General features: G+C 58.1%; 26 protein-coding genes and 1 riboswitch. Of the genes, 14 read left to right on the plus strand and 12 right to left on the minus strand.

The genetic code is table 11. From position 1 onward, the window contains the following. Position 1 precedes the first annotated feature (1 nt). The 3 genes from H8F23_RS17315 to ahcY all read right to left on the minus strand — a co-directional run bounded on the left by H8F23_RS17315 (position 2) and on the right by ahcY (position 3,435). Positions 2-814, minus strand: coding sequence for a substrate-binding periplasmic protein (locus tag H8F23_RS17315; protein WP_194935197.1), 813 nt, complete (start codon positions 812-814; stop codon positions 2-4). 192 nt (positions 815-1,006) lie between these two features. After that, the gene (gene metF, locus H8F23_RS17320) at positions 1,007-1,852 is read right to left on the minus strand and encodes a methylenetetrahydrofolate reductase [NAD(P)H] (protein WP_194935198.1); all 846 of its coding nucleotides are present in this window, start codon (positions 1,850-1,852) and stop codon (positions 1,007-1,009) included. Positions 1,853-2,025: 173 nt separating this feature from the next. Then, positions 2,026-3,435: an adenosylhomocysteinase gene (gene ahcY / locus H8F23_RS17325; RefSeq protein WP_194935199.1), complete on the minus strand. Its 1,410-nt coding sequence runs from the start codon at positions 3,433-3,435 to the stop codon at positions 2,026-2,028. Positions 3,436-3,458: 23 nt separating this feature from the next. Further along, positions 3,459-3,557, minus strand: a riboswitch (S-adenosyl-L-homocysteine riboswitch). Positions 3,558-3,755: 198 nt separating this feature from the next. On the opposite strand from ahcY, the gene H8F23_RS17330 reads away from it, so the two are divergent. Then, complete coding sequence (locus H8F23_RS17330; RefSeq protein ID WP_016984776.1) at positions 3,756-4,163, plus strand: acyl-CoA thioesterase; 408 nt, start codon at positions 3,756-3,758, stop codon at positions 4,161-4,163. 174 nt (positions 4,164-4,337) lie between these two features. After that, a complete protein-coding gene (locus tag H8F23_RS17335; protein ID WP_194935200.1) occupies positions 4,338-5,225 on the plus strand; it encodes a formate/nitrite transporter family protein in 888 nt (295 codons plus the stop codon). Here the strand turns inward: H8F23_RS17335 and H8F23_RS17340 are convergent, their stop codons facing one another. Together H8F23_RS17340 and H8F23_RS17345 are read right to left on the minus strand one after the other, a co-directional pair. After that, positions 5,226-6,491 carry a cation:proton antiporter gene (locus tag H8F23_RS17340; RefSeq protein WP_194935201.1) on the minus strand — a complete coding sequence of 422 codons (1,266 nt, stop codon included), beginning with the start codon at positions 6,489-6,491 and terminating at the stop codon, positions 5,226-5,228. 275 nt (positions 6,492-6,766) lie between these two features. Next, a complete protein-coding gene (locus tag H8F23_RS17345) occupies positions 6,767-7,936 on the minus strand; it encodes an MFS transporter (protein WP_194935202.1) in 1,170 nt (389 codons plus the stop codon). 328 nt (positions 7,937-8,264) lie between these two features. Between H8F23_RS17345 and H8F23_RS17350 the strand changes: the two genes are divergently transcribed. Both H8F23_RS17350 and H8F23_RS17355 read left to right on the plus strand, forming a co-directional pair. Beyond that, complete coding sequence (locus tag H8F23_RS17350; RefSeq protein ID WP_093429860.1) at positions 8,265-9,098, plus strand: EamA family transporter; 834 nt, start codon at positions 8,265-8,267, stop codon at positions 9,096-9,098. A 38-nt stretch (positions 9,099-9,136) separates the two neighbouring features. Then, the gene (locus tag H8F23_RS17355; protein WP_008081053.1) at positions 9,137-9,520 is read left to right on the plus strand and encodes an MAPEG family protein; all 384 of its coding nucleotides are present in this window, start codon (positions 9,137-9,139) and stop codon (positions 9,518-9,520) included. Positions 9,521-9,641: 121 nt separating this feature from the next. Here the strand turns inward: H8F23_RS17355 and mltA are convergent, their stop codons facing one another. Then, entirely contained in the window at positions 9,642-10,820 is a 1,179-nt protein-coding gene (gene mltA / locus H8F23_RS17360) for a murein transglycosylase A (protein WP_194935203.1), read from the minus strand. Positions 10,821-10,948: 128 nt separating this feature from the next. Here mltA and H8F23_RS17365 point away from each other — a divergent pair, with 128 nt between their 5' ends. Beyond that, complete coding sequence (locus H8F23_RS17365) at positions 10,949-11,398, plus strand: c-type cytochrome (RefSeq protein ID WP_194935204.1); 450 nt, start codon at positions 10,949-10,951, stop codon at positions 11,396-11,398. 78 nt (positions 11,399-11,476) lie between these two features. On the opposite strand, the gene H8F23_RS17370 is transcribed toward H8F23_RS17365, so the two are convergent. The 4 genes from H8F23_RS17370 to H8F23_RS17385 all read right to left on the minus strand — a co-directional run bounded on the left by H8F23_RS17370 (position 11,477) and on the right by H8F23_RS17385 (position 16,097). Next, entirely contained in the window at positions 11,477-11,872 is a 396-nt protein-coding gene (locus H8F23_RS17370; RefSeq protein WP_194935205.1) for a DUF1090 domain-containing protein, read from the minus strand. Positions 11,873-11,969: 97 nt separating this feature from the next. Beyond that, on the minus strand, positions 11,970-13,646 hold the full coding sequence (gene ligB, locus H8F23_RS17375; RefSeq protein ID WP_194935206.1) for an NAD-dependent DNA ligase LigB: 1,677 nt from the start codon (positions 13,644-13,646) through the stop codon (positions 11,970-11,972). Positions 13,647-13,892: 246 nt separating this feature from the next. Beyond that, the gene (metK, locus tag H8F23_RS17380; protein WP_194935207.1) at positions 13,893-15,083 is read right to left on the minus strand and encodes a methionine adenosyltransferase; all 1,191 of its coding nucleotides are present in this window, start codon (positions 15,081-15,083) and stop codon (positions 13,893-13,895) included. An 18-nt stretch (positions 15,084-15,101) separates the two neighbouring features. Next, positions 15,102-16,097 carry an ArsR/SmtB family transcription factor gene (locus H8F23_RS17385; RefSeq protein WP_194935208.1) on the minus strand — a complete coding sequence of 332 codons (996 nt, stop codon included), beginning with the start codon at positions 16,095-16,097 and terminating at the stop codon, positions 15,102-15,104. A 259-nt stretch (positions 16,098-16,356) separates the two neighbouring features. Between H8F23_RS17385 and tkt the strand changes: the two genes are divergently transcribed. The 8 genes from tkt to H8F23_RS17425 all read left to right on the plus strand — a co-directional run bounded on the left by tkt (position 16,357) and on the right by H8F23_RS17425 (position 24,393). Next, positions 16,357-18,354 (plus strand): transketolase, encoded by a 1,998-nt coding sequence (gene tkt / locus H8F23_RS17390; protein WP_093429867.1) that lies wholly within the window; start codon positions 16,357-16,359, stop codon positions 18,352-18,354. A gap of 152 nt (positions 18,355-18,506) precedes the next feature. Then, the gene (gene epd, locus H8F23_RS17395; RefSeq protein ID WP_194935209.1) at positions 18,507-19,559 is read left to right on the plus strand and encodes an erythrose-4-phosphate dehydrogenase; all 1,053 of its coding nucleotides are present in this window, start codon (positions 18,507-18,509) and stop codon (positions 19,557-19,559) included. Positions 19,560-19,571: 12 nt separating this feature from the next. Beyond that, positions 19,572-20,735 (plus strand): phosphoglycerate kinase, encoded by a 1,164-nt coding sequence (locus H8F23_RS17400; RefSeq protein WP_007913753.1) that lies wholly within the window; start codon positions 19,572-19,574, stop codon positions 20,733-20,735. Positions 20,736-20,769: 34 nt separating this feature from the next. After that, positions 20,770-20,991 carry a hypothetical protein gene (locus tag H8F23_RS17405; protein WP_007913756.1) on the plus strand — a complete coding sequence of 74 codons (222 nt, stop codon included), beginning with the start codon at positions 20,770-20,772 and terminating at the stop codon, positions 20,989-20,991. 57 nt (positions 20,992-21,048) lie between these two features. Next, on the plus strand, positions 21,049-21,381 hold the full coding sequence (locus tag H8F23_RS17410) for an MliC family protein (RefSeq protein WP_008081029.1): 333 nt from the start codon (positions 21,049-21,051) through the stop codon (positions 21,379-21,381). 270 nt (positions 21,382-21,651) lie between these two features. After that, positions 21,652-22,716, plus strand: a complete 1,065-nt coding sequence (gene fba / locus H8F23_RS17415) for a class II fructose-bisphosphate aldolase (RefSeq protein WP_008081027.1) — start codon at positions 21,652-21,654, stop codon at positions 22,714-22,716. A 146-nt stretch (positions 22,717-22,862) separates the two neighbouring features. Beyond that, a complete protein-coding gene (locus H8F23_RS17420; RefSeq protein ID WP_228759280.1) occupies positions 22,863-23,126 on the plus strand; it encodes a helix-turn-helix transcriptional regulator in 264 nt (87 codons plus the stop codon). After that, on the plus strand, positions 23,119-24,393 hold the full coding sequence (locus H8F23_RS17425) for a type II toxin-antitoxin system HipA family toxin (RefSeq protein ID WP_194935210.1): 1,275 nt from the start codon (positions 23,119-23,121) through the stop codon (positions 24,391-24,393). Before H8F23_RS17420 ends, H8F23_RS17425 begins: the two co-directional genes overlap by 8 nt. A 61-nt stretch (positions 24,394-24,454) precedes the next feature. On the opposite strand, the gene H8F23_RS17430 is transcribed toward H8F23_RS17425, so the two are convergent. Further along, entirely contained in the window at positions 24,455-24,817 is a 363-nt protein-coding gene (locus H8F23_RS17430; protein WP_194935211.1) for a DUF6124 family protein, read from the minus strand. Positions 24,818-25,188: 371 nt separating this feature from the next. Further along, the gene (locus H8F23_RS17435) at positions 25,189-25,599 is read right to left on the minus strand and encodes a hypothetical protein (protein ID WP_194935212.1); all 411 of its coding nucleotides are present in this window, start codon (positions 25,597-25,599) and stop codon (positions 25,189-25,191) included. Positions 25,600-25,864: 265 nt separating this feature from the next. Here H8F23_RS17435 and H8F23_RS17440 point away from each other — a divergent pair, with 265 nt between their 5' ends. Beyond that, entirely contained in the window at positions 25,865-26,281 is a 417-nt protein-coding gene (locus H8F23_RS17440; protein ID WP_194935213.1) for a hypothetical protein, read from the plus strand. The last annotated feature ends 100 nt before the right edge of the window (positions 26,282-26,381 follow it).

The following is a 26,381-nucleotide window of genomic DNA, read 5'->3' on the forward strand; positions in this document are numbered from 1 at the left end:
ATCACTGCGCGCTGCTTTCCTGCTGCTCAACGGTTTTGCCGCTGGCCGTGGCATTGCCCAGCGGCGCAGCCATGGCGGGAGCCGCGCCGTAGCGTGCGCTCAGCTCGGCGTAAGCCGGTTCACGCTTGAATCGCTTGAGCTCGGCGCCAAATCGCTGCACCAGCAAATCCATGCCGGCATTGCGTCTAACCGCGAGAAACTGGCTCTGGCGGCTAATGACAGTGGGGTTTTCGGTGATCTGATCGCGAATATTCAGCTCATCGAGCAAGTGCTGACCGACGCGGCGATCAGTGATCAGCAAGTCGATGCGACCGCGCACCAGTTTGCCGAAGTTGGCTTCGTGGGTCGGTGCCGGTTCACGGGTAAACAGTGTTGATTCGCTGAAATCGGGGCTGTACAGATAACCCGGCGAGGTGCCGATGGTCAGACCTTTGAGTTCTTCGAGTTTGCTGAACGGGTGCGGCCGGTCGTTGGCGTAGAACAGGACGAACTCGACGTCCGACAGCGGCTCGCTCGGGTAAAGCAGGGTGGCGTCGCGCTCGTCGCTGTGAAAAATGTCCAGCGCGCCATCGGCCTGACCGGTCTCAAGCATCGACAGGCAGCGCTTCCACGGCAAGAACTGCCATTCGACTTCGATGCCCAGACGTTTAAAGACAATGGCCGTGGTTTCGTAATCCAGCCCGAGGTTTTTACCGTTCTCTTCGTAGACATAGGGCGCCCACGGCTCGGTGACAATACGCAACTTCTCGCCTCGAGCGGCGAAGCTCAGGCAAGCAAAAACCAGCACGGCGAATAACTGCGTGATCAAAGGCATGGCTTGAGATTACGACGAGAAACGCGAAAGAGCCAGAAAGTGCCTGCACAAGCTCTAATTCGGGGATTTAAAAGCAAAAGATCGCAGCCTTCGGCAGCTCCTACAGGTGTAATTAAATCCTATGTAGGAGCTGCCGAAGGCTGCGATCTTTTGATCTTGCTTGTTGCTTTCAGCTTGAAGCTTGCCGCTGTTTCAACGAGGCAACTTCAGGTTATTCCAGATCGCCAGACTAGGCTCAGCCTGGTTCATGGAATAGAAGTGCAGACCCGGCGCGCCACCTTGCAGCAGGCGTTCGCACATCTCGCTGACGACTTGCTCACCAAAGCGCTGAATGCTTTGCGTGTCATCGCCGTAGGCTTCCAGTTGCTTGCGGATCCAGCGCGGAATTTCCGCACCGCAGGCATCGGAGAAACGCGCGAGTTTGCTGTAGTTGGTGATCGGCATGATCCCCGGAACGATCGGCAGATCCACACCCTGCGCCTGCAAACGCTCGACGAAGTAGAAATAGCTGTCGGCGTTGAAGAAGTACTGGGTGATGGCGCTGTCGGCGCCGGCACGGGCCTTGCGGATGAAATTGGTCAGATCGTCTTCGTAGTTGCGCGCTTGCGGATGCATCTCCGGGTAAGCGGCAACTTCGATGTGGAAATGATCACCGGTTTCTTCACGAATGAATTCCACCAGTTCATTGGCGTGACGCAGCTCACCGCTGGTCATGCCCATGCCGGATGGCAGGTCGCCACGCAGCGCGACGATACGCTTGATGCCGGCAGCCTTGTACTCGTTCAGCAGGCCGCGCAGGTCGTCCTTGCTGTCGCCGACGCACGACAGGTGCGGTGCGGCCGGTACTTTGACTTCGCTTTCCAGTTGCAGAACGGTGTTGAGGGTGCGATCACGGGTCGAACCACCAGCGCCATAGGTGCAGGAAAAGAAGTCAGGATTGTATGTGGCCAGCTGACGGGCAGTGGCGAGCAGTTTTTCATGCCCAGCATCGGTCTTGGTCGGGAAGAACTCGAAGCTGTAGCGACGGTCTTGGGACATGGTCATACCCTTGGAAACACGTAAGCCGGACGCTGCACCTTGTAGGAGCTGCCGCAGGCTGCGATCTTTGCAGATCAAAAGATCGCAGCCTGCGGCAGCTCCTACACAGAGCGGTCAGCAGCGCCAGTCAGGCAACGCGGTGCGCCAGGCACACCGCGTCGACGCTCAGCCAATCAGTAGCGGTAAGCGTGCGGCTTGAACGGGCCTTCGACGGTCACGCCGATGTAGTCAGCCTGTTGCTTGGTCAGTTGAGTGACCACGCCGCCGAAGCCGCGAACCATTTCCAGGGCCACTTCTTCGTCGAGTTTCTTCGGCAGTACTTCAACGGTGAGACGCTCGGCTTTCTGGGCTGGCGACAGGTCGGCGTACTTCTGGCCGAACAGGAAGATCTGCGCCAGCACCTGGTTGGCGAACGAACCGTCCATGATGCGGCTTGGGTGACCCGTGGCGTTGCCCAGGTTCACCAGGCGGCCTTCGGCCAGCAGGATCAGGTAGTCGTCGTTCTGCGCGTCGAAAGCGCCCGGGCCGGTACGGTGGATCTTGTGTACCTGCGGCTTCACTTCTTCCCATGCCCAGTTCTTGCGCATGAAAGCGGTGTCGATTTCGTTGTCGAAGTGACCGATGTTGCAGACAACGGCGCGCTTCTTCAGAGCTTTGAGCATGTTCGCGTCGCAAACATTGACGTTACCGGTGGTGGTCACGATCAGGTCGATCTTGCCCAGCAGCGCTTTGTCGATGCTCGCTTCGGAACCGTCGTTGATACCGTCGATGAACGGCGAAACCAGTTCGAAACCGTCCATGCACGCTTGCATGGCGCAGATCGGGTCAACTTCGGAAACCTTAACGATCATGCCTTCCTGACGCAGCGACTGAGCGGAGCCCTTGCCCACGTCACCGTAACCGATGACCAGCGCTTGCTTGCCGGACAGCAGGTGGTCGGTACCGCGCTTGATCGCATCGTTCAGGCTGTGACGGCAGCCGTACTTGTTGTCGTTCTTGGACTTGGTCACCGAGTCGTTGACGTTGATGGCCGGGATTTTCAGCTCGCCTTTGGCCAGCATGTCCAGCAGACGGTGTACGCCGGTGGTGGTTTCTTCGGTCACGCCGTGAACGCGATCCAGTACTTGTGGGTACTTGTCGTGCAGCAGCTGAGTCAGGTCGCCGCCGTCGTCGAGGATCATGTTGGCGTCCCATGGCTGGCCATCCTTCAGGATGGTCTGCTCCAGGCACCACTCGTACTCTTCTTCAGTTTCGCCTTTCCAGGCGAAAACCGGGATGCCGGCAGCAGCGATAGCGGCAGCAGCCTGATCTTGAGTCGAGAAAATGTTGCACGACGACCAGCGTACTTCGGCACCCAGGGCAACCAGGGTTTCGATCAGCACGGCAGTCTGAATGGTCATGTGGATGCAGCCGAGGATCTTGGCGCCTTTCAACGGCTGTTCGCCGGAGTACTTGCGACGCAGACCCATCAGGGCCGGCATTTCCGATTCGGCGATGATGGTTTCGCGACGGCCCCAGGCAGCCAGGGACATGTCGGCAACTTTGTAATCGGTAAAATCTGCAGGCGTGATAACAGCGCTCATGAAGAGCCTCCATTCGTAATGTATGCGAATGGGCGCCGTTGTGCGTTTAGTGTCCGGCCTGAGCCAGTCAACGCCCCATCCGAGCCTGACAGGTTGAACCTGCTGCAGCGCCCCTCGGACAGGTGGCGGGAAAACGGTAGCAAGTGAACGTTACCGTTTTGAAACGGGGGCGATTATAGCCGTCTAGACTGATCTTCCAAAGGGTTTCTGTCGGCCAGATGAAGATCGTTAATGACGACCATAGTCGAAGCCGCATGGAGCATGACCGCTCAGTCTGCCAAGATACCGTCCATCGTTCGGCAAGACACTCAGGAGTGAAGATGAATTTCCACACCCGCAAATGGGTAAAACCCGAAGACCTCAACCCCAACGGCACCCTGTTCGGTGGCAGCCTGTTGCGCTGGATCGACGAAGAAGCGGCGATTTACGCGATCGTCCAGTTGGGCAATCAGCGCGTGGTGACCAAGTACATTTCCGAGATCAACTTCGTCAGCGCCTCGCGCCAGGGCGACATTATCGAACTGGGCATCACTGCCACCGAGTTCGGCCGCACCTCGATCACCCTGACCTGCGAAGTGCGCAACAAGATCACCCGCAAGAGCATTCTGACGGTTGAGAAGATGGTGTTTGTGAACCTCGGTGAAGACGGTTTGCCGGCACCGCACGGGCGCACTGAAATCAAATATGTGAAAGATCAGTTCCAGGAAGATGAGTTAGTCACCAAATAACATCGGCGGTGCTTTCTTCGCGAGCAAGCTCGCTCCCACAAGGATCACGCTGTACCTGTGGGAGCGAGCTTGCTCGCGAAAGCGGTTGTCCTGTCACCGAAGATTGATCAGGCCACTGAACAGCCATGAACCGCCGGGGTCGTAGGTAAACACCACCCCCACGGTTCCCGCGCCATGACCACCCCCACCGACGGCAAGACCCCCGATCTCTCGGCCGATGAGCAACACGAAGTCGAGAAAAGCCAGCCGCCCCGCGCGGCCGTTCTGCATGAAATCATCCGCACCCAAGGCGATCAGGAACTGGAGCGCAGCATCGCCGCGCTCTGGTGGTCGGCGTTGGCGGCGGGGTTGACCATGGGCCTGTCATTGATGGGCATGGGTCTGCTCAATTCGCGTCTGCCCGAAGGTGACGAGTTCAAGGTGATCGCCAGTTTAGGCTACTGCGCAGGCTTCCTCGCGGTGATCCTCGCCCGCCAGCAACTGTTCACCGAAAACACCTTGACCGCCGTACTGCCGGTCATGACCAAACCGACCCTGAAAAACTTCGGCCGGCTGATCCGGCTCTGGGGTGTGGTGCTGTTCGGCAATCTGTGCGGCACGATTCTGGTCGCGTACGTGATGCTCGAACTGCCGATCTTCGACACCAAGACTGATCATGCCTTCCTCGAAATAGGGCGCAAGGTCATGGAAAACCACGCCAGCCAGATGTTCGCCAAGGGCATCGTTTCCGGCTGGATGATCGCCACCATGGTCTGGATGATTCCGTCCATGGAGAGCGCGAAGATGTGGATCATCATCCTCATCACCTATCTGATGGCGCTCGGCGATTTCACCCATATTGTGGTGGGTTCAGCGGAAGTGTCGTATCTGGTGTTTGCCGGCGAGTTGCCGTGGAGCGATTTCTGGATGGTCTTCGCAGGTCCCACGCTGGCCGGGAACATCATTGGTGGCAGCTTTATCTTTGCGCTGATCAGCCATGCGCAGATTCGCAGCGAGAGCGGTGCGCCTACGGAGCCTGCGGATCAGGCCGGGAAACCTGATCCGCAGAAGATCAAAAAATGATCAGTGGTGAGCGGGCTCGCGGGCAGTCGCGGGCTCATGGCGAGTCGCGTACTTGACCAGTTTGCCGATGGTCAGACCCTGCAACAGGATCGACGACAGCACCACGATGTAAGTGATGCTCAGCAGCAGATCGCGCTCCGGGCCCAACGGCAGGGCCAGCGCCAGTGCCACCGAAACACCGCCGCGCAAACCGCCCCAGGTCAGAATCCGGATGGTGCCGGCCGGCACCGTCCGCCAGCGTCGCAGCAGGACAATCGCCGGGGCCACGGTGAGCAGGCGCGACAGCAGAATCGCCACCGCCAACAAGCCTGCCGCGGCCATGTGCAGCCAGTTGAATGGCAGCAGCAACAACTCCATGCCGATCAGCGCGAACAGCAGCGCGTTGAGCATGTCATCGAGCAGTTCCCAGAAACCGTCCAGATAACGACGGGTCATGTCATTCATCGCCAGATTGCGCCCGACGTTACCGATGATCAGACCGGCGACCACCATCGCAATCGGTGCGGAAACGTGAATCTCGGTAGACATCGCCGAACCACCAATGACCAGTGCCAGCGTCAGCATCACGGTGATTTGATGCTGCTCGACGCTTTTGATCATTCGATAGACCAGGTAGCCGATCAGCCCGCCGAACAGCACGCCGCCAATCGCTTCGTGAACGAACAGCATCGCGGTAGCGCTGAGGGTTGGGGTTTCGCCGAGTTGGGCGATGCCCAGCAGTACGGTGAACACCACCACGGCCGTACCGTCGTTGAACAGCGACTCGCCGACGATGGTGGTTTTCAGCGGTTTCGACGCATTGGCGGTACGCAGCACGCCTAGCACCGCAATCGGGTCGGTCGGCGAAATCAGAGCGCCGAACAACAGGCAGTACAGGAAACTCACGTGCCAGCCGAACAGGGCAAAAATGTAATAGGCGAGACTGCCGATCACCGTAGTGGCAATCAACACACCGAAGGTCGCCAGCAGGCCGATGGGCCAGCGGTAGCTGCGCAAATCATTGAGGTTAACGTGCAGGGCGCCGGCGAACAGCAGGAACGACAGCATCCAGTTCATCAGCAGATCGCCGAAGTCGATCTGGCCGATCAGTTGCTGCACGCGTTCTTCGAGACCGGGGTAGCCGAGCACGCTCAGGCCTTGCAGGATCAGAGAGAACAGCAGAGCGGTGACCATTACGCCGATGGTCGGCGGCAGGCCGATGAAGCGGAAGTTGACGAAGGTCAGGAGGGTGGTGAGGCAGATGAAAGCGGCGACAAGTTCAAGCATCCGGGGTCCTTTGGATGAGGGGTGAAAGATAGCGCACCGAATCTTTGGTACAGGGGTTGGATGGGTTGAGTCAGGATCGGGACACAGTTGATGGTGTGATGAGATCAAGAGCCCTCTCCCTTAGGGAGAGGGGGAAAGGGAGCAGATCTTCAAGTCTTTCAGGGCCTGAGTTCGGCTCGAAATTTCAGGTCGATGTAACTCGAACATTCAACACGGTCAGTCCCCTCTCCTTCTGGGAGAGGGTTAGGGTGAGGGCGCTTCCTGGCACAACACGATTAGCCGGACACATTGACCGCAGCCGCTTCGCGACGTTGCAGATAGATGAAAAGCAGCGCCGTCAGCACCGTCAATACACCGACCAATGCACCCGTCCACGGCAAGTCCGCCAGATCCGCGCCACTGGCCACCACCAGCCCGCCGATCCACGCACCCGCTGCGTTGCCAAGGTTGAATGCACTCTGGTTCAACGTCGAGCCCAGGTTCGGTGCTTCGTGCGCCTGATCGATGATCAGCAGTTGCAGAATCGGGCACAGCGCAAAAGCGAAAATCCCCCACAGCACCAGCGTGATTGCCGCTGGCACCACCGAGCGACTGGTCTGACTGAACGCCGCCAGAATCACCACCACCGCCAAGGCCACACCAACCAGCGACGGCAGCAAACGGCTATCAGCCAGACGCCCGCCGAGCATGCTGCCACCGGTCAAACCGACGCCGAACAACAGCAACATCACCGTCACGCCATGCGGGCTGACGCCGGTAATGTCCTGCAGGATCGGCGCGATGTAAGTGAACACACTGAACAGACTGGTCGACGCGAGCACACTCATGCCCAGCGCCAGCAACACGTTGACCTTGCCCAGCACCTTGAATTCGCTGGCGAGATTGGCCTTGTCCATGGGGATGTGTTTTGGCAGCCACAACCATTGCGCGAGCGCCGCAATTACACCGATCACCGACACCGCCCAGAACGTCGAACGCCAGCCGGCGTACTGCCCGAGCGCCGTGCCCAGCGGCACGCCGAGAACGTTGGCCAAGGTCAGTCCGGTGAACATCATTGCAATCGCCTGCGCGCGTTTGTTCGGTGCGACCAGCCCGGCGGCGACCACCGAGCCAATGCCGAAGAACGCGCCGTGGCACAGTGCGGTGACCACGCGAGCGGCCATCAGCGTCGCGTAGTTCGGCGCGAGTGCGCAGAGCACGTTGCCAAGGATGAACATCAGCGTCATTCCCAACAGCGTCGCTTTGCGCGGCATGTTCGCGGTGCCGATCGCCAGGATCGGCGCGCCGAACACCACGCCCAGGGCGTAACCGGTGATCAGCAGGCCCGCATGGGGAATGCTCACAGAAAGATCGCGGGCGACATCGGGCAGCAGGCCCATGATGACGAATTCGGTGGTGCCGATGCCGAATGCGGCAACAGCAAGTGCAAGCAAGGCGAGTGGCATGCGCAAGGTCTCTGTCGGTAGTCTTGACGCTTTGATCAGGCATACGCAGGCCGACGACCGCTTTCGAATGAAAGCAGGGCAGGCAGGAATTATTGGTATTTTTCTGTGCGCAACTGAGTGCGGCGTGGTCGCTTGCAGTATAAACAGCTGCTGACACATCGCGAATCAATAATCTGACTATTCGAATTATCGATTTTCACTGTAGGAGCTGCCGAAGGCTCGGGCCGCGTTCGGACGATCTTTTGATCTTGTTGTTGAAAATCAGAATCAAAAGATCGCAGCCTGCGGCAGCTCCTACACGGGGACTCATAAAAATAAGAGGTGAAAGGTGCTGGCGACAGCTTTGGTATTGATGGCGGCGCTGTTGCATGCGACGTGGAATACGTTAATCAAGTTCAGCGCCGAGCGACTGTTGGTGGTGGCGTGCATGGACACCGTGGCGCTGCTGGTCGTTGCCATCGCGTTTCCATTCGTGAGCTTGCCGCCCATGGAAATCTGGCCGTGGATACTCGCTTCGGCAGCCTTTGAACTGCTTTATCGCTATCTGCTGATTCAAGCCTACCGGGTCGGCGATCTCGGGCTGGTGTATCCGCTGATGCGTGGATTATCGCCTTTGGTGGTGCTCGCGCTGACCCTGATCTTCGCGGGAGAGGTGCTCACCACGCAGCAAATCTTCGGCATCATGCTGATCCCGTTCGGCATGGTTTGTCTGCTATGGCAGGGTGGCGGTGGCAAGCATTTGCCATGGTCGATGTTGCCGGTGGTGGCGCTGATCGGCCTGTGCATCGGCTGCTACACCTACATTGATGGCCAGGCGTTGCGGCGCTGGTCCCATCCTTTGGATTATCTGGTCTGGGTCACGCTGCTCAGCGCCTGGCCGTTTCCGCTGTTGGCGTGGGTCGCCAAGCGTCCGGCGTTCATGTTGTTCTGGCGTGAGCAATGGAAGCTGGGGTTGGCGGTGGGCTTCTGCGTATTGGCCAGCTACGCTCTGGTGCTGTGGGCGATGCAATTGGGCTCGATTGCGGAGGCGGCGGCATTGCGCGAGATCAGCGTGATTCTGGTAGTGCTGTTCGGTATGCGTTACCTCAAAGAACCTTTTGGCCGGCCGCGGCTCTTAGCCTGTGGGCTGGTACTGATCGGCATGCTGGTAATGAAGTTCTGACCGCTCGCGAACTCTATAACTCGAAAAAGGACGGCGTTATGACGGTGGCTCTGTGGTGTGTGTTGATTGCGATTTTCCTGCCGTATATCTGCACTGGCGTAGCGAAAGCCGTGGGTGGCTACCGGCTGAGTGACAACCACGACCCGCGCGACTTTCTCGAAAGTCTCAACGGTGTGGCGAGGCGTGCCCATGCCGCGCAGATGAACAGCTTTGAAGTGACGCCGGCATTTGCGGCGGCAGTGATTGTTGCGCACCTGGTGGGGACGGCGGAGCTGGTGACGGTCAATGTGCTGGCGGTGCTGTTTATCACCAGTCGCCTGCTCTACATCATTTGCTACCTGGCGGACTGGGCAATCTTGCGCTCGCTGGTGTGGTTTGTGGGGATGGGGTTGATTGCTTCGTTCTTCTTTGTGTCTGTTTGATTATCGGTGTTGCTGATAGCCTCATCGCGAGCAGGCTCACTCCTACATTTTGGAATGCGTTCCCCTGTAGGAGTGAGCCTGCTCGCGATAGCTATCTGATTACCTCAGCAGATTCCAAGGGTTACTTCTTTTCTGTATCAGCCACCTGCGGCACTTGCGGCAGCGCTGCGCCTTTGGGCCAAAGCATCCAGATCTGCCCCTGCTGTTTCATGTCCCCGGCCAGTTGCCCGGCCGCGTCACCGGTGCCCCAGAACAGATCCGCACGCACCTCGCCGGCAATCGCGCCGCCGGTATCCTGTGCCGCCACCGGGCGAACCAGGGCCGTGCCATCCGGTTTTGTCGTCGACAGCCACAGCAGGCTGCCCAACGGAATCACCTTGCGATCCACTGCCGCGCTATAACCGGCAGTCAACGGCACGTTCAGCGAACCGCGCGGGCCTTCGTTGCTGTCCGGGTTGCGCGTGAAGAACACGTAGCTCGGGTTGCTGCCCAGCAGTTCCGGAATGCGCGAAGGATTGGCCTTGGCCCAGTTGCTGATCGCGCTCATGGTCACGTCTTCTTTCTTCAGCTCGCCTTGCTCGACCAGCCAGCGCCCGATTGGGCGATACGGATGGCCGTTCTGATCGGCGTAGGCGATGCGCAACTGTTTGCCGTCCTCGGTCTGAATTCGCCCGGAACCCTGGATCTGCAGGAATTGCAGATTCATCGGGTCGGTCAGGTAGGCAACCACCGGGGCTTTCACACCTTTGGATTCAATGGTGGCGGCATCGTCGTAAGGCTTGAGCACGCGACCTTCGAGGCGGCCGCGCAGGCGTTTGCCTTTCAGCTCCGGGTAAATGCTGTCCAGCGAGACAATGATCATGTCTTCGGGCACGCCGTATACCGGCACATTGGCCCTTTCGGTGGGCGTCAGGCTGCCGGGGTAGACCGGTTCGTAGTAACCGGTGATCAACCCGTTCGGGTTGTCGTTTTCAGCGCGCAAGCCGTAGACGTCGAGGTTTTGCTTAAGGAAGGCGCGAATCTCGCCAGCACTTTGCGGCACGTTGGCCGCAGCGGCGCAGGTGGAGCCCCATACGGCATCAGCTTTGAGTCGGGTGCAGGCGCTACGCCACGAACCGAAACCGGCGACCAGATCGCTGTCGGATACTGCCGGTAATGCTTCCCAAGTGGCGCTGGAATATGTGGCCAGTGCGTGGGTTTTTGGTTTGGCGCTATCACCGCCGGTGCAGCCAGCGAGAATCGCCACTAGAGGCAGGGATGCGATCAGCGGGTGACGCCAGGCCTTGAAACGGCTGTTCATGGAGTAATTCCTGTGCCGGTTGACCGAGTGCTCCATGCGCTCGAACAACCCGTATTTTTAATAGGGCTATTGGTGTTTGGCGGTGACGCGAGGATACTGGCCGCCGAATTCCGTGACCTGAAGCCACCATGACTCTTAAAAGCATTTCTGTTGTATTGCTGGCCTGTCTGAGCTTGTCCGCCTGTGGCGGTGTCGATCCGAATTCTCCGCTGGGCCAGCGCAAGGCGATCTTCAAACAGATGCTCAAGACTGGTGAAGATCTGGGGGGCATGTTGCGTGGGCGTATTCCGTTCGACGGGCCGAAATTCGCCGAGGGCGCGATCAAACTTGATGCCTTGTCCCATGAACCGTGGAAACATTTTCCGCAGGTTCGCGAAGAAGATCACACCAGCGCCAAGGACGATGTCTGGAAACAACAGGCACGTTTTCAGGAAATGGCCCGCAACCTTGAAGCCGCCACCGGTGAATTGGTGATTGCCAGCCAGGTGCAGCCGTACAAGGCCAGCAATCTCGGGCCTGCGGTGCAGAAAGTTGAAGATGCCTGCAGCGCTTGTCATAAACAGTTTCGCGATCATTGATATTTAAAAGATCGCAGCCTGCGGCAGCTCCTGCATTGATCAGGGTAGGAGCTGCCGCAGGCTGCGATCTTTTGATTTTTACTTATCGATTTCGTCCAGCGCATCCTGCAGTTCTTTGCGCGACTCGGCCAGTTTGTCTTTGCGCTTGTTGATCTTCTCCGGATCGCCTTTTTTCATGGCTTTGTCGAGATCAGCCTGACGCTTGCTCACTTCGTGTTTGGCTTCGAGCACCTTGTTTTCGCGTTCTTTCTTCAGGCCGGCGTCGGTGCAGTGCTCGGTCACTTCACGCAAGGCCGTTTCCAGGCCTGCCTGCTGATCGGCGTTGCCGCGCGACTTGGCCTGTTCGATCTGATTCATGATGCCCTGCTTTTTGGCGGCGCAACCGGTCAGACCCGGGGCGTCTTCGTCGGCCATGACAGGGGTGGCCATTACGCCGCAAAGGGTCAGCATGGCGAGCGGTGCGAGAAATTTCATAAAAGCTCCATGTGCAAAGGCAATCGGGTGAGGGCGGCACTGCGCTGTTGGAGCGCCGCGGCGGCCTTTGGGTTCCCGGCGCGCCGGGATTGCGTAGTCAGAAACCGTCGATTCCGGCGGCATGTAGGGTTTCGCTCAAGGCCAGTACCTGCGGATCGCGAAAGAATGCGCTTAATTGCGCTGCGCGTCCCGGGCCGATACCGGCTTCGGCCTGCCATTGTTCGGTGTCACGCTGCGCCAGCGCCTGCCACGAATCAGGCAGTTGGGCCTGACCGGTTGGCGGCAAGCCCAAGGCCTTGAGCCATTGCGCGAAGGGTCGCTGGCGGGCGCTGTGAAAACTGTGCATCAGGCGGGCGCTGCTGCGTTCGCCAAAGCCGGCAATGTTAGCAAGCTCCGGCCCATCGAGGGTCAACCAATCCAGCAGGTTATTCACGCGGCCTGTTTCGAAAAGTTTCTCCCAGGTGCCGCGCCCGACATGCTGCATCGCCAGTCCCTGTTTGCCACTGAGCCAGGTCAAGCGGGCGAGAAACTGGCTTTCGCAGCCGGTGGTGGGTTGCCAGCAGCTCAGACTGTGGAAGTCGTCGGCGTTGGGGATATTGATGTCTGCCCGCTCGGTAGCGCGCAGCACAACACTGTCGAGCCGTGGAATGGTCAGACCGGCGAGGCTGATCGCGATCTGATCGCCCGGGCGAATATCCAGCGCCTGCCAGTGCTTCAACGAACTGGCGCTGACGCGTTTGATCTCTCGGTCGTCAAGCATGACGGGGATCAGCTCGATCACCGGTGTGATGCGCCCGGTGCGCCCGATCTTGAAGTTGACCTTGCGGACTTCGGCCAATGCCTGAGCAAACGGGTATTTCCAGGCGACTGCCCAGTAGGGTGAGCGCGCCTGCCAGCGCTCTGCGGGAGGTCGCAGACTCTGGCGCAAAACCACGCCGTCAGTGGCAAACGGCAAAGGTGAGCGATACCAGTGATCGCGCCATTTCTGCGCCTCTGCCAAGTCGGCAACGGGTTGGCTGTACGGTTCAATTGTGACGAACCCCAGCGTTGCCAATCCGGATATGCGCTCGGGCAAGTCCAAAGGTCCTTGTGGCCAGTCCCAAACGAACAGCCCGATGCCGGTGGCCTGTTCTGCGCTCAGGGATTTGCGGCTCATCAATCCGGCCACGGTGGCGCGAGCGTTAACGCTGCCGGATCGAGCTTGCACGTGCTCGTTCACGCGCCAGTAGAGTTCACCCTGCACCAGCAGATCCAATGGTTGGGACAGGCGTTGAGGAATAGCGCCGATCTTCTGCGCTGATGGCGTCCAGTCTTGCCCGCGAACCCCGTCACCGCGACTGATGGCCTGATGCAAAACGCCGGCACGGTAAATCAGCGTCACTGCGACGCCGTCGACTTTGGGTTGTATCCAGACGTCCTTGCGATCACGTAGCCAGGCCCCCACGGCCTCATCTTTGTGGATTTTATCCAGGCCGGTATGGGCGATGGGGTGCGCGTTTGAGCCTGAGGCTGTGCGCAAAGCATCGGGTGGCGAGGGCGCTTTGAAACACGCTCGCCACTCGTTCAGTTTCGCAAGGGATTGGTCGTAGAGTTCGTCGGCAATCAGCGAGCGGCCTTCGCGGTGATAGGCGTCGTCCCATTGGTTGATTTGTTTTTGCAGGGCGGTGATTTCGTTTTGCGCGGTGGGGACAGGCCAGTCAGGGCAAGCGGCGTAAGCGATCAGGTGGGTGAAGCTCAGCAGAAGAATTGAAAAAAGGCGCAGCGTGGCAAGCATGTTGAGCGTCCTTGCTCAGGGGAATGCTTGAAGATTAGTCAGGATTCAGAGCAGCAGCGGGTGGGTGTTTTGCATCGTGTTTCAGTTATGAAGATCAAAAGATCGCAGCCTTCGGCAGCTCCTACAGGAGGCGTGCGTTTCACTTGTAGGAGCTGCCGAAGGCTGCGATCTTTTGCTCTTTTCGATGCATGAAAAAGCCCCGCACGGCGCGAACCGTGCGGGGCTTTTTTGTACCGCCAGGGAGTCTTACAGACCAGCAGCAGAACGCAGGGCGTCGGCGCGGTCGGTTTTTTCCCAGGTGAACGTGGTGAAGGTGTCTTCGCCAACGGTCTTGGTCTCTGGTGCGCGACCGAAGTGGCCGTACGCTGCAGTTTCCTGGTACATCGGGTGCAACAGGTCGAGCATGGTGGTGATTGCGTATGGACGCAGGTCGAACACTTCGCGGACCAGTTTGACGATCTTGTCATCGCTGATCTTGCCGGTGCCGAAGGTGTTCAGCGAGATCGAGGTAGGCTGAGCCACACCGATCGCGTAGGAAACCTGAATCTCGCAACGCTCGGCCAGGCCGGCCGCGACGATGTTCTTGGCCACGTAACGGCCAGCGTAGGCCGCCGAACGGTCAACCTTCGATGGATCTTTACCGGAGAACGCGCCGCCGCCGTGACGGGCCATGCCGCCGTAGCTGTCGACGATGATCTTGCGACCGGTCAGACCGCAGTCACCTACCGGGCCGCCAATGATGAACTGGCCGGTCGGGTTGATGTGGAACTGGGTGTCTTTGCTCAGCAGTTCGGCAGGCAGCACGTGCTTGACGATCAGCTCCATCACGCCTTCGCGCAGGTCTTTGTACGACACTTCAGGATTGTGCTGGGTCGACAGAACAACCGCGTCGATACCGACAACCTTGCCGCCTTCGTAACGGCAAGTCACTTGCGACTTGGCGTCCGGGCGCAGCCAAGGCAGCAGACCCGATTTACGGGCTTCGGCCTGGCGCTGCACCAACTGGTGCGAGAAGGTGATCGGCGCTGGCATCAGCACGTCGGTTTCGTTGCTGGCGTAGCCGAACATCAGGCCCTGGTCGCCGGCGCCCTGATCTTCAGGCTTGGCGCGGTCAACACCCTGGTTGATGTCTGGGGATTGCTTGCCGATGATGTTCATCACGCCGCACGTCGCGCCGTCGAAGCCGACTTCGGAACTGGTGTAGCCGATGTCGCAGATGACGTCACGAACGATCTGCTCCAGGTCGACCCAGGCGCTGGTGGTCACTTCACCGGCAACGATGGCCACGCCGGTCTTGACCAGGGTTTCCACGGCAACGCGTGCGTGTTTGTCCTGGGCAATAATGGCGTCCAGCACCGCATCGGAAATCTGGTCGGCGATTTTGTCCGGATGTCCTTCGGACACGGACTCGGAGGTGAAGAGGGAGTATTCGCTCATCTCGATGTTTTCCTGAATTTACCGATGGTGAGTGTCGCCAGCCGGTCGCTGAAAATGGCGGACCTGGATCTGGAAACCATTACGTAAGCCTACATAGAGGCTGTCCCCGGGAACGAGTCCCGCAGCGGTGGCCCAACGGGCCAAATCGTCCTGTTCAAACCCCAACCACAGATCACCGCAGGCCTCCCTGGCCCAACTCTGGTTGTGGCTACATAACTCTGTCACGAGCAAGCTGCCGCCCGGTTGCAGCAGCTTGGCCATATGCTTGAGCGCATCGGCCGGCGCGGCGAAATGGTGCAACACCATGTTCAACACCACGCAATCGGCCGTAAGGCTTGTGCCATTCAATGCATCGGCCAATTGCAGGCTGACGTTAGCCAGCTTTTCACGTTCACATACCTGGCGCGCCAGTTCGAGCATCGCCGGGCTGTTGTCCAGCGCGGTTACGGTGCTGAAGCGACGCGCCAGTTCCGGCAAAAAAGCACCATCGCCGGGGCCGACTTCAATGGCCGTGGCTGCACCATTGAAGTTCAGTTTGTCGAGCAGGGCCAGCACGCTGTCACGGTACTGCGGCAGGCCTGCGATCAAGTCTTGCTGGGCACGGAATTTCTCTGCAACCCGGGCGAAAAAGTCCTGGCTGGCGGCGGCACGTTGGCCGTGAACCTGTTCGATGCGTGCTTGCACGTCGTCAGGCAGTGCCAGGTTGTCGACTTCTTCTAACAATGCAGCGTGCAGCTTGCCGCCGAGCAATTCGGTGTGGGGCAGGGCGCGGCGATAAAAGATCGCGTTGCCTTCGCGGCGCGTCGCCACCAGACCAGCGTGGGCCAGTACCTTGAGGTGGTGGCTCATGCCCGACTGGCCAATGCCGAAAATCTGCGCCAGCTCCAGAACACCGAACGAATCGTTGGCCAGCGCGCGCAATACATTCAGCCGCAACGGATCGCCGCCGGCCTTGCACAGGGCCGCCAGCTCGTCGCAATCGTCAGGGCGAATGGAAGGCATGGGTAAGTTCATAGGGCTGGCAGTCTAGAGAGGGGGGCAAATCATCGCAAGGTCAATATCAAAAAGTTTTGATATTGCTCGATAAATGGCACTTCTCCCGAAACGGTTAACTCTACAAACGAACAGCGGAAAGGTTTCACCTACCGAAACCACTGCTATCCATTGGAAAAACGCCTCCGGATGACTATCTGTCATTGCCCCGAGGCGCTCCGGTGAGGGAAAATGCCCTCCTTTTTTCCGTTTCAATCTATTCACACCCAGGAGATCAGCGATGCCTAGCCGTCGTGAGCGTGCCAACGCCATTCGTGCCCTCAGCATGGATGCCGTGCAAAAAGCCAACAGCGGCCATCCCGGTGCCCCTATGGGTATGGCAGATATCGCCGAAGTGCTTTGGCGCGACTACCTCAAGCACAACCCGAGCAATCCATCGTTCGCCGACCGTGACCGCTTCGTGCTGTCCAACGGCCATGGCTCGATGTTGATCTACTCGCTGCTGCACCTGACCGGTTACGACCTGTCGATCGAAGACCTCAAGCAGTTCCGTCAGCTGCACAGCCGCACCCCGGGCCACCCGGAATTCGGCTACACCCCGGGCGTTGAAACCACCACCGGCCCATTGGGTCAGGGTCTGGCCAACGCCGTCGGTTTCGCTCTGGCAGAAAAAGTCCTGGCAGCGCAGTTCAACCGCCCAAACCACAACATCGTTGATCACCACACCTACGTGTTCCTGGGTGATGGCTGCATGATGGAAGGCATTTCCCACGAAGTCGCTTCCCTGGCCGGTACGCTGGGTCTGGGCAAGCTGATCGCTTTCTACGATGACAACGGCATCTCCATCGACGGCGAAGTCGAAGGCTGGTTCACCGATGACACGCCGAAGCGTTTCGAAGCCTACAACTGGCAAGTGATCCGTAACGTTGACGGCCACGATCCGGAAGAGATCAAGACCGCCATCGAGACCGCGCGCAAGAGCCCGCTGCCGACCCTGATCTGCTGCAAGACCACCATCGGTTTCGGCTCGCCGAACAAGCAAGGCAAAGAAGACTGCCACGGCGCTCCACTGGGTGATGCGGAAATCGCGCTGACCCGTCAGGCGCTGAACTGGAACCACGGCCCGTTCGAAATCCCGGCCGACATCTATGCCGAGTGGGATGCCAAGGAAAAAGGTCGCGCGGCCGAAGCCGAGTGGGATCAGCGTTTCGCTGCCTACTCTGCAGCGTTCCCGACCGAAGCCAACGAGTTGGTACGTCGCCTGAGCGGCGAGCTGCCAGCTGACTTCTCGGAAAAGGCTTCGGCTTACATCGCTGAAGTTGCGGCCAAAGGCGAAACCATCGCCAGCCGTAAAGCCAGCCAGAACACCCTGAACGCGTTCGGCCCATTGCTGCCGGAACTGCTCGGCGGTTCGGCTGACCTGGCCGGTTCCAACCTGACCCTGTGGAAAGGTTGCAAAGGCGTCAGCGCTGAAGATGCCAGCGGTAACTACATGTACTACGGCGTGCGCGAATTCGGCATGACCGCAATCATGAACGGCGTGACCCTGCACGGCGGTCTGGTGCCTTACGGCGCGACCTTCCTGATGTTCATGGAATACGCCCGCAACGCCGTGCGCATGTCGGCGCTGATGAAGAAACAAGTCATCCACGTCTACACCCACGACTCCATCGGTCTGGGCGAAGACGGCCCGACGCACCAGCCGATCGAACAATTGACCAGCCTGCGTACCACACCGAACCTCGACACCTGGCGTCCAGCCGATGCCGTTGAATCGGCCGTGGCCTGGAAAAACGCTTTGGAGCGCAAGGACGGCCCATCGGCGCTGATCTTCTCGCGTCAGAACCTGCAACACCAGGAACGCGATGCCGGCCAGATTGCCGACATCAGCCGTGGCGGTTACGTGCTGAAGGACTGCGCAGGCGAGCCTGAGCTGATCCTGATCGCCACCGGTTCGGAAGTCGGTCTGGCTGTTCAGGCGTTCGACAAGCTGACCGAACAAGGTCGCAAGGTGCGTGTGGTTTCGATGCCTTGCACCAGCGTGTTCGATGCTCAGGACGCCGGCTACAAGCAAGCCGTGCTGCCGTTGCAGGTCAGCGCACGTATTGCAATCGAAGCGGCACACGCCGACTTCTGGTTCAAGTACGTGGGTCTGGAAGGTCGCGTGATTGGCATGACTACTTACGGCGAATCGGCTCCGGCTTCGGCACTGTTCGAAGAGTTCGGCTTCACCCTGGAAAACATCCTGGGTCAGGCTGAAGAGCTGCTGGAAGACTAAGTCCGACAGTTGTGTTGTCTGGGCTGACGCCATCGCGAGCAGGCTCACTCCTACAGGGTTTTACGTTGCCCATGTAGGAGTGAGCCTGCTCGCGATAGCGTCGGTTCAGACAATAAAGAGCTTTCTGATTCACCACGGTAATCGAGAACCCCATGCCTCAACCGCGTCCCTTCAAAGTTGCACTCAACGGCTACGGCCGCATTGGTCGTTGCGTCTTGCGTGCGTTGTTTGAGCGAGGCGAGAAAGCCGGGTTTGAAATTGTCGCGATCAACGATCTGGCGGACATGGCCAGCATCGAATACCTGACACGCTTTGACTCCACCCACGGCCGTTTTCCGGGCGAGGTGCGAGTAGAAGGCGATTGTCTGCATATTAATGGCGACTGCGTGAAAGTCCTGCGCAGTGCCACCCCCGAAGGCATCGATTGGGCGTCGCTGGGCGTCGATCTGGTGCTCGAATGTTCCGGTGCCTACAACACTCGTGAAGACGGCCAGCGTTTTCTCGACGCTGGCGCGCCGCGCGTGTTGTTCTCGCAGCCGATGGCCAGCGAGGCGGATGTCGACGCCACCATCGTCTATGGCGTCAATCAGGATTGCCTGACCGGCGACGAACTGCTGGTGTCCAACGCCTCCTGCACCACCAACTGCGGCGTGCCACTGTTGCGCTTGCTCGACAAGGCCATTGGCCTCGATTACGTGTCGATCACCACGATTCACTCGGCAATGAACGACCAGCCGGTGATCGACGCCTATCACCACGAAGACCTGCGCCGCACCCGTTCGGCATTCCAGTCTGTGATCCCGGTGTCCACCGGTCTGGCGCGTGGCATCGAGCGCCTGCTGCCGGAACTTGCCGGGCGAATTCAGGCCAAAGCCGTACGCGTGCCGACGGTCAACGTGTCCTGCCTCGACATCACGATGCAGACCGCCACCGCGACCGACGCCAATGAGGTCAACCGGATCCTGCGCGAAGCCGCCACCAGTGGCCCGCTCAAAGGCCTGCTCGCCTATACCGAGTTGCCGCACGCCAGTTGTGATTTCAACCATGACCCACATTCGGCCATCGTCGATGCCAGTCAGACCCGTGTTTCCGGCCCAAGGCTGGTGAACATCCTGGCCTGGTTCGACAACGAATGGGGTTTTGCCAACCGAATGCTGGACGTTGCAGAACACTATCTGCAAACAGCAACTTCAAAAAAACCGTAGGAAGTGCGACCCATGACCGTGTTGAAGATGTCCGACCTCGATCTGCAAGGTAAGCGCGTATTGATCCGCGAAGACCTCAACGTCCCAGTCAAGGACGGTGTTGTCACCAGCGATGCGCGAATCCTGGCTTCGCTGCCGACCATCAAGCTGGCCCTGGAAAAAGGCGCGGCCGTGATGGTCTGCTCGCACCTTGGCCGTCCGACCGAAGGCGAGTTCTCCGCCGAGAACAGCCTCAAGCCTGTCGCTGACTACCTGAGCAAGGCCCTGGGCCGTGAAGTGCCGCTGGTGGCCGATTACCTGGGCGGCGTTGACGTCAAGGCCGGCGACATCGTGCTGTTCGAAAACGTGCGCTTCAACAAAGGCGAGAAAAAGAACGCTGACGAACTGGCTCAGCAATACGCCGCCCTGTGCGACGTGTTTGTGATGGACGCTTTCGGCACCGCTCACCGCGCCGAAGGTTCGACCCACGGCGTGGCCAAGTTCGCTAAAGTCGCTGCCGCAGGTCCACTGCTGGCTGCTGAACTGGATGCACTGGGCAAAGCGCTGGGCGCACCGGCTCAGCCAATGGCTGCCATTGTTGCCGGCTCCAAGGTGTCGACCAAACTCGACGTGCTGAACAGCCTGAGCCAGATCTGCGATCAACTGATCGTCGGCGGCGGCATCGCCAACACCTTCCTCGCGGCGGCCGGTCACCCGGTTGGCAAGTCGCTGTACGAACCGGATCTGCTCGACACCGCACGCGCCATCGCTGCCAAAGTCAGCGTGCCACTGCCGGTTGACGTAGTGGTTGCCAAGGAATTCGCCGAAACCGCAGAAGCCACCGTCAAGCTGATCGCTGACGTCGCGGCTGACGACATGATTCTGGACATCGGCCCGCAAACCGCAGCCAACTTCGCCGAACTGCTGAAATCGTCGAAAACCATTCTGTGGAACGGTCCGGTCGGCGTGTTTGAATTCGACCAGTTCGGCAACGGCACCAAAGTGCTGGCCCAGGCGATCGCTGAAAGCTCGGCGTTCTCCATCGCTGGCGGTGGCGACACCCTGGCCGCCATTGATAAATATGGCGTGGCTGAACAAATCTCCTACATTTCCACCGGTGGCGGCGCGTTCCTCGAATTCGTCGAGGGCAAGGTGCTGCCAGCCGTTGAAGTCCTGGAAAGCCGGGCCAAGGCCTGAGGCCGCCCGTTTGGCCAGGCAAAGGAGTGTTTTCATGGTCAAGTCGTTAGCGCTGTTGCTGCTGACCGGTACGCTGGCGGCCTGCGGGAGTAACCCGAAGGCCGAAGCCACGCCGGCGCCGAGCGAGTCGCAGAAGGGCTGTTATCAGGCCGACTGGCAGGCCGAAACCAACCCGGTGCTGAACAAGCGCTCGGGGCCGGACGGTCTGGACAAATACGAGACGCAAACCCCGGCCAAGGAACATGGTTGTCCTTGACGGGTCTGACTCTTTAACTCAGGGCTGGCGGCGTGTGCCGTCAGTCGAGGAACACGGATGAAAGGCTTGATCGCCATTGCGGCGTTGGCATTGTTGGGCGGTTGCGCGCAGTTGAACCTGTTTCAGTCTTCTGCCCCGGCAGACAACTGGACCACCTGGACCTGCGACAGCCAGGCCAAAGTGCTGTGGCGCTACGCCGACGCCGGCCAGAAGGAAGTCGACGTTCGACTGGGTGGCGGTGATCAGGTCTATCGCCTGAAAGAAGAGCCGGGCGCCTCGGGCACGCTGTACAGCGACGGCATGCTGGCGTTTCACGTCAAGGGAGAGGAAGGCCTGGTGTACTGGGTCGCCACCAATGACCTGATCGGCCGCGGCTGCAAGGCTGAATAATTGCAACACCGCAGGCCCAATGTGGAAATCGATCCAACTGTGGGAGCGAGCTTGCTCGCGAAAGCGGTGGATCAGCTTGCATCAACGTTGACTGTTGAAATGCATTCGCGAGCAAGCTCGCTCCCACACGGTTCTGCGCGTTTCTTGAGAATTGGCTTTATCGAATCACCAGACCGGGCCTCAACCCCCGATCTGCAATCACTTGAATAGCCGCCGCCGCTCCGGCAGGCTGGCACGATTAACGACCCTCAACCGGGAGAGACACACACAATGGCACTTATCAGCATGCGCCAGATGTTGGACCACGCAGCCGAATTCGGCTACGGCGTTCCAGCCTTCAACGTCAACAACCTTGAGCAGATGCGCGCCATCATGGAAGCCGCTGACAAGACTGACTCCCCGGTGATCGTTCAGGCTTCGGCCGGCGCTCGCAAATACGCCGGCGCGCCATTCCTGCGTCACCTGATCCTCGCCGCGATCGAAGAGTTCCCGCACATCCCGGTGTGCATGCACCAGGACCACGGCACCAGCCCTGACGTCTGCCAGCGCTCGATCCAACTGGGCTTCAGCTCGGTGATGATGGACGGCTCCCTCGGCGAAGACGGCAAGACCCCGACCGACTACGACTACAACGTCCGCGTTACCCAACAAACCGTGGCCATGGCGCACGCCTGCGGCGTTTCGGTAGAAGGCGAGCTGGGCTGCCTGGGTTCGCTGGAAACCGGCATGGCCGGTGAAGAAGACGGCATCGGCGCCGAAGGCGTTCTGGATCACAGCCAAATGCTGACCGACCCGGAAGAAGCCGCTGACTTCGTTAAACGCACTCAGGTTGATGCCCTGGCCATCGCCATCGGCACCAGCCACGGCGCCTACAAGTTCACCAAGCCACCTACCGGTGACGTGTTGGCGATCGACCGCATCAAGGAAATCCACAAGCGCATCCCGAACACCCACCTGGTGATGCACGGTTCCTCGTCGGTGCCACAAGAGTGGCTGGCGATCATCAACCAGTACGGCGGCGACATCAAAGAAACCTATGGCGTACCGGTTGAAGAAATCGTCGAAGGCATCAAGCACGGCGTGCGCAAGGTCAACATCGACACCGACCTGCGTCTGGCGTCCACCGGCGCAATGCGTCGCCTGATGGCCACCAACCCGAGCGAATTCGACCCACGTAAATTCTTCGGCGCGACTGTGACGGCGATGCGTGATGTGTGTATCGCTCGTTATGAAGCGTTCGGTACTGCCGGTAATGCTTCGAAGATCAAGCCGATCTCGCTGGAAGCGATGTATCAGCGTTATCTGAAGGGTGAGTTGAACGCCAAGGTTAACTAAGCCTGAGCGTTGAACTGCTTTAAAAGAAACCCGCCGTGAGGCGGGTTTTTTTGTGGGTGAAATGTTTGGAAGTGATACTCGGAAATCCGCACTTGAAATGTCACATATAGTGAACTTTAATGGTTTTTATCAGCTTAAAGTCCTATATGGGTGACATTTTGATCCTGAGCAATCCTGCGATTTTCGCCGAACGCATTCGTCAGCTGCGAAAAGCCAAGGGCTTCAGTCAGCTAATGCTGGCGCATAAGGCCAAATGCAGTCGCAAGACCATCATCGATCTTGAGGCCGGTGAAAACGTCGCTTTTTATACCGTGTTCCGGGTGATTGCCGCGTTGGGCATGGCGCTTGAAATCGTCGACAACCGAATCGATCTCAAGTCGCTCGCCGATCTGGTAGAGCATGATGAATAAGGTCAAACGACTCAACGTGATGACGCCGCAAGGCTGCTCGGGTGAGCTGTCCAAAGGTTCGCAGTTCTCGTTTACCTACCAGTCGGCGGAAGCGTCCAGGGAAGTCTCATTGGTCATGCCTTATGACCCGACACCCGCGGTGAGCAATGTGTTGCACCCGATCTTCGATATGAATGTGCCGGAAGGTTTTCTGGCCGATCAGATCAAGCGTCGGATGGCCAAGCATATGCAGGTCGATGAAATGCGGCTGCTTTCGGTCATTGGCGGCAATCAGATTGGTCGCCTCACCTATGAAAATCCGACTGAGCCACCTAGTGCCGTGCGTGCCCAAGTCGGTTTACAAGACATTCTGTCTGCCGACGCCTCTCAGGGCGTATTCAACTTTCTGGTTGAAACCTACTTCGAGTCGGGTATTTCCGGAGTGCAGCCCAAAGTACTGGTGCCTGACCTGGACAAACTCACCGGTAGCCGAAAAACCATGCTTAGCTCCGACCTTATCGTCAAATCAGGAGCCGAGGAGTATGAGCACTTGGCCCAGAACGAGTTTTTGTGTCTGGAAGCGGCACGGCTGGCAGGTTTGGAAACGCCACCGTTCTGGCTTTCCGAGAGCGGTGAGCTGTTTGTCATGGAGCGGTTTGACCTGACGTCGTCCGGCCGGCTCGGCTTCGAAGACATGGCGGTACTGTTGGGTCTGAACAAAGATCCTCACGACAATTACAAGTATTCGCAGAGCTATGAAACCCTCGCGGCTGTCATCCGCCAGGTATGTCGCCATGCCGATCCGATACGGGAGCTGGAGCGATACTTTTCGTCTGTCTGCCTATCGGTGATGGTGCGCAATGGCGATGCACATTTGAAGAACTTCGGCGTTATATACACGCAGCCTGCGGCTCCAGAAACCGTGCAGTTGGCCCCGATTTACGATGTTACGACCACCACGGTCTATGAAAACTACAACCCGAAGTCAGGGCGGTCACTGGTTGACCGTACCCTGGCAATCAAAATGAATAAAACCAAAGACTACCCGGATCGCCAGCAACTGATCGAGTTCGGCCGCAAACACTGCGCGGTGGATAGACCGGCGTTGATCATTGATCGGATAGCTGAGGCAATGAGTCAGGCACTGACTGCTCATCGGTCGCGAGTGGACGCTGAATTGTTAGTGGGGATGCAACGCGAATGGGATGCCGGGCGTACAGTTGCCTTGAATGATTCGGTTGGGTCGGGATTGAAGCGTAAGCCTGTATTGGGAGATAGCAACGTTTAGCTACGCTTTAGCGCTTATTGATATTCAGGAACCCGCCGTGAGGCGGGTTTTTTAAGGACGACTATTCCTTCATTTCAACGTGATCCAGCGCCTGATTCACCGCCAGCTCTCCAAGCATGACCACCTGCGCGATGCCCAGTGCGGTCTTGCGGTGGGAGGTGTCGAGCATGGCGGCGAAGTTGTTGAGCATTTCGCTGGCTGAACCCAGGGTCTCGCTGGCGTTGGCCAGCAGGGATTCGGTGTTGTACTTCGGGTTGGCGAGGTACATGGGTTCGGGTTTATGCGTACTGGCCATGATGAAGGCGGACGGTTTCAGGTAAAGGTCGAGGGCGCGTTCGGCGGCGTCGTTGAGTTTTTTGGAATCGAGGGATTCGTAGGGGGATGCGGGATCTGTTTCTGGCGGGTGTGGCGTTGATTTTGTCATTTGCTCGAAACCTGGTTGGAGTGCCCCGCTTTGGCTACTAAATCAAAGTGGAGGCAACTGTACGCAGGTTAGTAGACCGGGGTTTCGAGCAAGCCGGCGCACCCGAAGGTGCCCTGCGCACAGCTACCATCAAGCGCAGGTATGGGAATACCTGACTGACAGATGCTTGTGCACAACGCTTGAAACCTCGGGCTACTAAACCCGATCACTGGAAATCAGTGACGCGAATCAAGTTACCGATGGCCCGCCAGGCGCACAAGCCGGCGGATTCTGGCGTACCCGTAGGCAACGACGCAAGCTGTTGTAGGCATCCGGAAGTAACCGCCGACAGATCTAAACGGCGCTGTTTAAAGCTGGATTTAAAAAACAGGTCAACCAAGCATCGAGCGCTTCAACTGAACGAATAATCCACCGTAAAGCGATGTGTCCGCACTTGAATGAGTGCAGTGTTTTGACTGGGGAGGAGGCTTCTCTTTCAAGTGATAGCCGGTCAGGGCATGGCGCCCACCTCCCGTGGCATGAGCGCGGATGGCGCTGAGTGTCGGGTAACCTCTCAAACAGTCCATTTCTCCTTGCCAGCTGTCTTTTGCATCGGCGATGTCCGTCATGAACCAAACGTCGGTGTAGGTACTGTCTCGGTGGTAATAAGACCCGGCAATCGGGTAGCTCTGAGCGTTATCTTTCAGCGTGCCCCACAACTGACCGTTGCCTGCGTTTGCATGGGTAATATCGATGCAAAAGCTGTCGTCATCGTTGCAGAAACTTCCAAGTGGGTCAGACATAGGTGGGGCTTCCTGGATAATTGTGTGTCAGTCAACGTTATCTATGTGGTTTTCAGTCGCCCACTGTCAAGATTGATAGTTGTTTAGATTGGGTTGGAATAGATATTTAGTTTGTATCGCTTTTTTGGTTGTTTTCTGCATGTTATGTGTTATTGAGATTTTTTTAATTTCTAAAAGTTATAACAACCTGTCAGAAATTACAGTTGGAAAGGGAGGGTTGTTTTCTTACTGTGGTGCTTCAATTGATTTTTGGAGTGAATAAATAATGAACACGTTAAAAAAGGAAGATTTTGATAAAATTCCAAAGATGGACGATTTTGGATGGGTAGAGGTTGCGCTGGAAATTGGAGACGGCCCCATTAGCTATAAAAGCCGACCTTATAGGCAAGTTGTTGATGACTATTTTTACTTTAAAGCAAAGGGGGACGAGGATTACAGTCAATACTACGTGATGTTGCGATTTGATCGAATGATGCCTATAGATGAGTACGACATTATATTCAATCATGACAAAATTCTCGCTGCCACGGATTTCCCCGGACAGGGGCAGGTCGATTACCGTCATGGAAAATTGATTTTGAAAGAAAACGGCGAATATCCAAAGGGGAGCTTTCTTTTTACGACTGACCGAGGAGTAGAGGTTGTTAAAGGGAGCTTTGCCTTCAAAGGGGAAAAGAACTAGTTATTTTGCTCAGGGCAATCGGTGTGGCTCTTATTGTTTATGGTTTTATTGTGAGTAGATAATAAATGAGGTGGCGAAGATGTAAGCTGTTTCGCCACCT

Source organism: Pseudomonas neuropathica (assembly GCF_015461835.1).
Taxonomy (GTDB): domain Bacteria; phylum Pseudomonadota; class Gammaproteobacteria; order Pseudomonadales; family Pseudomonadaceae; genus Aquipseudomonas; species Aquipseudomonas neuropathica.